Annotated in this window: 11 protein-coding genes; 8 read left to right on the forward strand and 3 right to left on the reverse strand. The window is 72.0% G+C overall.

Annotated features, from left to right (window positions below):
• Together E1266_RS33805 and E1266_RS33810 are read right to left on the reverse strand one after the other, a co-directional pair.
• On the reverse strand, positions 1 to 659 hold a 659-nt coding region (locus E1266_RS33805; RefSeq protein WP_207946083.1), incomplete at its 3' end, for an MFS transporter.
• Between the two features lie 11 nt (positions 660 to 670).
• Positions 671 to 2,341: an FAD-dependent oxidoreductase gene (locus E1266_RS33810; RefSeq protein WP_132054099.1), complete on the reverse strand. Its 1,671-nt coding sequence runs from the start codon at positions 2,339 to 2,341 to the stop codon at positions 671 to 673.
• Positions 2,342 to 2,452: 111 nt separating this feature from the next.
• Here E1266_RS33810 and E1266_RS33815 point away from each other — a divergent pair, with 111 nt between their 5' ends.
• Positions 2,453 to 2,869 (forward strand): metalloregulator ArsR/SmtB family transcription factor, encoded by a 417-nt coding sequence (locus E1266_RS33815; protein ID WP_132054101.1) that lies wholly within the window; start codon positions 2,453 to 2,455, stop codon positions 2,867 to 2,869.
• Here E1266_RS33815 and E1266_RS33820 read toward each other — a convergent pair.
• Positions 2,793 to 3,917, reverse strand: coding sequence for an NAD(P)-binding domain-containing protein (locus E1266_RS33820; protein WP_132054103.1), 1,125 nt, complete (start codon positions 3,915 to 3,917; stop codon positions 2,793 to 2,795). The two genes, E1266_RS33815 and E1266_RS33820, sit on opposite strands and share 77 nt — an antisense overlap.
• A 94-nt stretch (positions 3,918 to 4,011) precedes the next feature.
• Here E1266_RS33820 and E1266_RS33825 point away from each other — a divergent pair, with 94 nt between their 5' ends.
• From E1266_RS33825 to E1266_RS33850, 7 genes are all read left to right on the forward strand, one after another.
• Complete coding sequence (locus E1266_RS33825) at positions 4,012 to 4,404, forward strand: metalloregulator ArsR/SmtB family transcription factor (RefSeq protein ID WP_243719224.1); 393 nt, start codon at positions 4,012 to 4,014, stop codon at positions 4,402 to 4,404.
• Between the two features lie 70 nt (positions 4,405 to 4,474).
• Positions 4,475 to 4,819 carry a metalloregulator ArsR/SmtB family transcription factor gene (locus E1266_RS33830; protein WP_132054107.1) on the forward strand — a complete coding sequence of 115 codons (345 nt, stop codon included), beginning with the start codon at positions 4,475 to 4,477 and terminating at the stop codon, positions 4,817 to 4,819.
• Between the two features lie 12 nt (positions 4,820 to 4,831).
• A complete protein-coding gene (locus tag E1266_RS33835) occupies positions 4,832 to 5,578 on the forward strand; it encodes a methyltransferase domain-containing protein (RefSeq protein WP_132054109.1) in 747 nt (248 codons plus the stop codon).
• Positions 5,575 to 6,153, forward strand: a complete 579-nt coding sequence (locus tag E1266_RS33840; RefSeq protein ID WP_243719226.1) for a GNAT family N-acetyltransferase — start codon at positions 5,575 to 5,577, stop codon at positions 6,151 to 6,153. Before E1266_RS33835 ends, E1266_RS33840 begins: the two co-directional genes overlap by 4 nt.
• Before the next feature lie 20 nt (positions 6,154 to 6,173).
• Positions 6,174 to 6,350: a hypothetical protein gene (locus tag E1266_RS38490; RefSeq protein ID WP_165966311.1), complete on the forward strand. Its 177-nt coding sequence runs from the start codon at positions 6,174 to 6,176 to the stop codon at positions 6,348 to 6,350.
• A gap of 200 nt (positions 6,351 to 6,550) precedes the next feature.
• Complete coding sequence (locus E1266_RS33845) at positions 6,551 to 6,853, forward strand: helix-turn-helix domain-containing protein (protein ID WP_165966312.1); 303 nt, start codon at positions 6,551 to 6,553, stop codon at positions 6,851 to 6,853.
• The coding region (locus E1266_RS33850) for a YbaK/EbsC family protein (RefSeq protein ID WP_132054113.1) at positions 6,843 to 7,360 on the forward strand (518 nt) is incomplete at its 3' end. The genes E1266_RS33845 and E1266_RS33850, both read left to right, overlap by 11 nt.

Here is a 7,360-nt window from a genome sequence, read left to right on the forward strand (position 1 = left end):
CCGCGACGGCCGCGGACGCGGTGGCGGCGAGCCCGCTCACCGTGCTCTGCCTCCTCGACGGCGCGGCGGTCGAGGAGGTCTTGGAGACCCTCGGCGGCGAGGACGGCGGCGAGGACGAGGTAGACGCCGCGCCAGGTCAGGTGCGCGGCGAGGGCGTCGGTCAGCGGCGCGAACACGGTGCTGGCCAGGCCCGCCACGAGGGTGAGGGTGGTGAGGGCGGGCAGATGGCGGGGCGCGTAGTAGCGGGTGAGGGCGGCGAAGGCGGGCTGGTAGAGGACGGCCGACATCGCGACTCCAGCCAGGAACCACGCTGCGGCGAACCAGAGCGGTGACGGCGCCGCCGCCACCGCCACGGTCGCGATCGCGGCCAGGGCGGAACCACCTGTCATCAGGGCGTGCGGGCCGCGGCGGTCCAGGACGCGGCCCACCGGGACGCCGACGAGCGCGGCGACGACGAGTGCGGCGGAGAACGCGGCGGTGATGGCGGGCATGGACCAGCCGGTGTCGGCGGTGATGACCGGGGCCAGCACCGGAAAGGCGTAGTACAGCACGCCCCAGCTGGTGATCTCGGTGATGCAGAGGGCGGCCAGCACACCGCGCGCTGAGCCGGTCCCGGCGGTCGAGCCCGCCGGGACCGGGATGGAGGATGCGGTATTCACCGACCGTGGGCTCAGCCTTCGCCGCGTTCGACGTCACCGGAGCGGCCGTGCACCCGTCCGGTGGCGAAGCCGACACCGGCCGGGGCACCGACGGTGACAGGTTGCGGTGCCTGGTCCGAGGTGCCGCAGCAGGACGCCGGGTTCTCCTCGACCGCGGGTTCGGTGGCGCAGGACGTGCCGCATCCGCCTGCCTCCGCGCCGGGGAGTCGGTCTTCGGTGACCGGGTCGGTGGAGCAGACGCCGGTTTCGGGGAGGTCGAGTTGGACGGTGTCAGCGGCCTCCCGGTCGCCGGCCAGGGCGGCGGCGATGGAGCGGACCTGCTCGTAGCCGGTGGCCATCAGGAAGGTGGGCGCGCGGCCGTAGCTCTTCATCCCGGCCAGGTAGAACCCGGTTTCGGGGTGGGCGAGGTCGCGTTCGCCGTGGGGCGGGACGGTGCCGCAGGAATGGAAGTTCGGGTCGATCATCGGTGCGAGTTTGGCCGGCGCCTCGGTGGCGGGATCGAGGTCGAGGCGGATCTCGCGGAGCATGTCCAGGTCGGGACGGAATCCGGTGGCGGCGACCACGGTGTCGGCGGCGATGGCGCGCTCGCCGCCGGGGGTGTCACCGGTGACGGTGACCGGTCCGGGCTCGCCGGATCCGGCCTCGGGGACGGTGAAGCGGGTGATGGTGAAGCTGCGGACCAGGTCGATCGAACCCGCCTCGACGGCTTGCTTGAGCCGGGTGCCCAGCGCCCCGCGGGCGGGCAGCCCGTCGGCGTCCCCGCCGCCGTAGAGCCGGGCGACGGAGGCGGAGCGGACGGCCCAGCTGACACGGGTTCCCGGGGCCTGCTCGGCGAGTTCGGCCAGCGCGAGAAGGGTGTTGGCGGCCGAGTGCCCCATGCCGACGACCAGGGTGCGGCGGCCGGCGAACCGGTCGCGGTCGCGTCCCAGCACGTCCGGTAGCGGTCCCGCCAGGTAAGGGGCGGCCTGGTCTTCGCCGATGGCGGGCAGGCCGGAGTGGCCGAGCGGGTTGCGGTGTCCCCAGGTGCCGGAGGCGTCGATGACGGCGCGGGCGGTGAGGTCGCGGACCGTCCCCGCGGCGTCGATGGTGCGGACCAGCAGCGGATGCTCGTCGCGGTCGACGGTGCGGGTGGCGTCGACGCCCTGGCGGGTGACGGCGACGACGCGCGTCCCGGTGTGGATGCGGCCCGCCAGCTCCGGGACGCCGGCGAGCGGCACGAGGTAGTCGCGGACGAGTTCGGCACCGGTCGGCAGATGGTCGGGGTCGGGTGCGGTCCAGCCGGTGGGCTCCAGCAAGCGGCGCGCGGCGGCGTCGGTGTTGTAGCGCCATGGCGAGAACAGCCGGACGTGACCCCATTCGGAGATCGCGGCGCCGACCTCCGGACCGGCCTCCAGCACGCGGAAGTCCAGGCCGCGCTCGGCCAGGTGCGCGGCGGTGGCCAGCCCGACCGGTCCGGCACCGATCACCAGGACCGGCAGGCCGTCCTCGCCGTCGTGGTCCGCGACGCAGCCGCACCCGGCTTCGGTCTTGGCCTGCAGCAGCGTGGCTCCAGGGTCGACGGGCTGCTCAGCGTCGGTGCAGCAGGCGCTCACGCCACAGCAACTGCCGCTCTGGGTGTGCTGACCGGTGTCCTGGCCCACCGCGGGGGCGGCGGGCTCGTCCCGGTCGGTACCGGTGCTCATGGGCGTCTCCTTCGAAGTCACGGCACTGGCGCCTGTTTCGACTAACATCGAATCAGCGCAAGAGTGCATCACTGATTAGATGGATGTCAAATTAGGGAGGTGGCTGGGTCGATGGAACTTGAGGACGTCTCCGCTCCGGCGTGCTGCGAGCCGTTGAGCGGCCCGGTGATGGACGAGGACGAGGCGGCCGACCTGGCCAGGGTCTTCAAGGCACTGGCGGACCCCGTGCGCTTGCGGCTGCTGAACCTGATCGCTTCGGCGAAGAGCGGCGAAGCGTGCGTCTGCGACCTGACCGGCGCCTTCGCCGTGTCCGCACCGACCATCTCCCACCACCTGAAGATCTTGCGCCAGGCCGGGCTGATCGAGGGCGAGCGCCGCGGGACCTGGGTGTACTACCGCGTGATCCCCGAGCGCCTCACCCGGCTGTCGGGACTGTTCGCACTACCGGACCTCACCGGCGTCTGCCCCCCTGAACCGACGCCGGATCGCCCGCGGGCACCGGGACTCCGGTGCGACGTGACTGCCTGAGCAGCCGGGTGAGGACGTGGCGGGCGTCCGCGCCGACGCCGCGCAGGGTGGCCGAGGCGAACGAGCGCTGCCATTCCAGCCCGACGTAGCCGAGCCCGGGAACGGCGGTGGAGATCCCCGCACGGTGGCGGGGCGCCCCGTCCTCGTCCAGGGCTCCGAGTCCGGCCAGGTAGTCGACGCCGGGCCGGTACCCGGTCGCCAGGAGGAGCACATCAATGTGCTCGCGCATGCCGTCGCTCCAGATGACCTGGTCGCCGTCCAGGCGGTCGAACATGGGACGCCGGTCGGGGTTCCCTGAGGCGACGGTGTCCCGGTAGGTGCCGGTGTCCATGACCGGGGTGCCCTTGCCTCCGGTCAGCAGCGGCTTGGCCCACCCGGCGCCGTCCAGGCCGGTGCGCTGCAGCCAGAGGTGGATGTCGCGGCCCGCGATCCGCTGCGGCATGAAGCGGAGCGGATGCCGGGTGGCGAGCGTGACATCGGCGACGGCGGCGAGTTCGATCGCGATCTGCACCGCCGAGTTCCCACCGCCGACGATCACCACCCGCCGGCCGGCGAACGCCTCGGGACGCCGGTAGTCGGACGAGTGCAGCACCGTCCCGGCGAAGGATTCGAACCCTGGCGGCGCGGGGCGGTGCGGGCGGCTGAACGCGCCCGTCGCCGCGATCACCAGCGGGGCGGTGAACACCTCCCCGGCCGAGGTGACGGCCTGGAACCCGGCCCCGCCCTCGGCACGGGCGATGCGTTCGACGCGGTGGCCGGTGCGGATGTCGGAATCCAACCGGGCGGCATAGTCGGTCAGGTAGGCGACCACCTCGTCCCGTGCCGGGTAGTGGTCGGGGTCGCCGGGGAAGGGCACGCCGGGCAGGGCGCTGCGGCGGGCCGGGGAGAACAGGGTGAGGCTGTCGTAGTAGTGCGGCCAGGATCCGGCCGGCCGGTCGGCGGCCTCCAGGACCAGCGGGGTCAGGCCGAGGGTGCGGGCGATGCGGGCGGTGGCCAGTCCGGCCTGGCCGCCGCCGACAATGAGCAGTGCGGCTGTTCGAGCGGTCATGGCCAAAACATATCATCAAATTATAATATTACAATGTGTTGATGGATCGCGTAGGCTTGCCGCCGGACGCCGCCGTGAGGGGAGAGCCGAAGTTTTGACCGAACGCGTGACCGGACCATCGCCGCGGCCGACGGCGCCCGTGGACGCATCGTGCGCGGCGGCGGACACCGGATGCGGGGCCTCGACGGCTCAGCTCGGAGCCGGGGCGCGCGAGTTCCTCAGGGCGCTGGCCAGCGAGCAGCGCCAGGCGGCGCTGGAGCTGTTCGCCGGCGGGATCGAGCTCACCGTCGGCACCGTCGCCGAACGCCTCGGCATCGCCCAGCCGACCGCCTCCCAGCAGTTGGCGCTCCTGCGCCGCGGCGGCCTGCTGACCTCCCGCAGAGACGGCAAGCAGGTCTACTACCGCATCGACGCCGACGCCGTCGAGCAGTCCCTGACCGAGCTCCAGACCTACCTGCGCACCTGCTGCCCGCCCAGCAGCCGCTGACCTGCGGGCTTCCGCAGCGCGCGCCCGGCCCCTTGCCTCCGCCATGTTCATCGCCTATCGTCGATTAACGATGAACATGGAAAAGGGCCCGCTGGACCGGTCCACCGCAACGGAGTACGCGTCCTGGTTCAAGGCGCTGGCCGACTCGACCCGAATCCAGATCGTGTCGCTGCTGGCCCGCCAGGGACGCCCGATGAGCGTGGGCGAGATCGTCGAGTTCGTCGACGTCGGCCAGTCCACCGTCTCGGCGCACCTGAAAGTGCTGGCCGAGGTCCGGTTCGTGCTGGCCGACAGCCGCGGCACCGCGCGCTTCTACCGGATCAACGACGCCTGCGTGGACTGCTTCCCCACGGCCGCCGACATCATCATGGGCAACCCCGCCCCGATGCCGCCGTCCTGCGGCCCCACCGCCTGAGGAGCCTCTCAAATGACGGACCCCGACGACCACCGGTCAACGGCGATCGTGGACCATTACGGCGCCCTCGCCCGCGCCACACTGGAGGGCGCCCGCGCCATCGGTGGCGAGACATGCTCGTCCACCGGCGGCTGCTGCGGTCCTGCCGGCTACGACGACCTCACCGGCCTCCCCGATGGCGCCGTCCGCGCCAGTCTCGGCTGCGGCGACCCGGTCGCCGTCGCCGACCTCAAGCCCGGTGAGATCGTCCTGGACCTGGGCTCGGGCGGCGGAATCGACGTGCTGATGTCGGCTCGCCGGGTCGCCCCCGACGGCCTCGCCTACGGCCTGGACGCCAGCCCGGACATGCTCGCCCTCGCCGCGGCCAACGCCGAACAAGCCGGTCTCGGCAACGTCCGGTTCCTGCGCGGCCACATCGAGGACATCCCGCTGCCCGACGCGGCCGTCGACGCGGTCATCTCCAACTGCGTCATCAACCTGTCGGCCGACAAGGCCCGCGTCCTGGCCGAAGCCTTCCGCGTCCTCCGCCCCGGTGGACGGCTGGGCATCAGCGACATCGTCGCCGACGACGTCCAGGCGGGTCCCGCCGAGCCGAGCCATCAATGTGCCGCCCAGGCCCTGACCGCTGACGCCTATCTGAAGGCGCTGCGGCTGGCCGGGTTCATCCAGGTCACCATCACCGGCACGAGTGCGGCCCGGGGCGGAGCGCACTCGGCCATCGTTCACGCCACCAAGCCGGACAGGACTTCCGGGCAGTGACAGGTAAGGACCACCGCGCCCTCCCGGCCTCGGCGGAAGTCGCGACGACCACCACCCCTGCCCAGGTCACCATCCGTCCCATGCGCCCCGGGGACGCGGACCAAGTGCTGGCGATCTACCAGATGGGCTTGGACACCGGCGATGCCAGCTTCGAGGTCACCGCGCCGTCCTGGCGTGCCTTCGACGCGTCCAGACTGCCGCGGCACCGCTACGTGGCCGTCGGAACCCCCGCAGCCGTGGACGGCGGCGCGGCGCTGGGCTGGATCGCCGCAACGGCGGTATCCGACAGGTGCTGCTACGCCGGCGTCGTCGAGCACAGCGTCTACATCGCTCCGCAAGCTCGCGGCCGCGGCATCGGCAGGGCATTGCTGACCGCTTTCATCGCCTCCACCGAGGCCGCCGGCATCTGGACGATCCAGACCGGCATCTTCCCCGAGAACACCGCCAGCCTGCGCCTCCACCACGCCGCGGGCTTCCGGACCGTCGGCACCCGAACCCGGCTCGCCCGTCACCACGACCGGTGGCGTGACGTCGTCCTCCTCGAACGCCGCAGCACCATCGCCGGAAGCCCCTGACCTTCGCCCTCGCCCGGGCGATGGAACTGAGCTGGCCTCCAGAGGGGATCAGCTGCGGTACCTGCCTGGCCGCGCACATCGAGGCGGGCCGGGCCGCGGCCCCCACCGAGAGCAACGTTGCCGGCCTCGCCACCCTCAACATGCTCACCGGCTCCTTCAACCTGGTCGCCGGCAACCAGCCGTCCCCCGGCGGGTGAGCAGGTTCCCCGAACCGGTCCTTGGCAGGGCCGTCCACCCGTCCCGGGAGGATGCGCCCACGCGAACGGCGAGACGGGGTCACTGCTGACCGCCCAGCCTGCGTCCACCTGAACGACCTCGATCGGCTGGCCGGTGCGTCGCGCAGACCCATGACCGGCACCGCTAGACAGTTAATTAGCTAATTGCCATACTGCTCTGCGTGCTGGACGTGGAGCTGATGAAGGCGCTGGCCAGCGACAAGCGCCTGCTGATCCTGGAGTGGCTGCGCGACCCCGTGCGGCACTTCCCGCCGCAGCGCGACGGCGACCTGGTCGACGACGGGGTCTGCTCGCTGTACATCGCCCAGAAACTCGGGGTGAGCCAGCCCACCTGCGGCGAGCACCTGCGGGTGCTCGCCCAGGCCGGGCTGGTCCGCGGCAAGAAGATCAAGCAGTGGGTGTTCTACCAGCGCGACGAGGAACGCATCGCCCAGGCCAAGGAGCAACTGAGCAGTGAATGGTGAACCCGACACCGCGATCACGACCCCCGACGCCGACCGGGCGGAGCTCTACGACCGGCTGATCGCCGACCTGGACGGCGCCGGGGCGCGCTACCGGCTGATCGACCACCCGCCCGAGGGACGCACCGAAGCGGTCAGCGCCCTGCGCGGCAACGACGTCGCCCAGGCCGCCAAATGCCTCATCGTCATGGTCAAGACCGGCAAGAAGCAGACCCGCTACGTGCTGGCCGTCGTGCCCGGCGACGCCCGCCTGGACCTGCGGGCGGTCAAGGAGCTCCTGGCCGGCACCTACGCCGCCTTCGCCGCCCGCGACAAGGCCGAGGAACTGGCCGGCAGCCCGAGCGGCACCGTGCTGCCCTTCAGCTACCACCCCAAACTGGACACCATCGCCGACCCGGCCCTGCTGCAGGCGCCGGAACTATTCTTCAACGCAGCCCGCCTGGACCGCTCGATCGCCCTGCACACCGACGACTACCTCCGCCTGGCCACCCCCCGCCTGGCCCCCATCAC

The sequence above is a fragment of the Actinomadura sp. 7K534 genome, from assembly GCF_004348575.1.
GTDB lineage: Bacteria > Actinomycetota > Actinomycetes > Streptosporangiales > Streptosporangiaceae > Spirillospora > Spirillospora livida.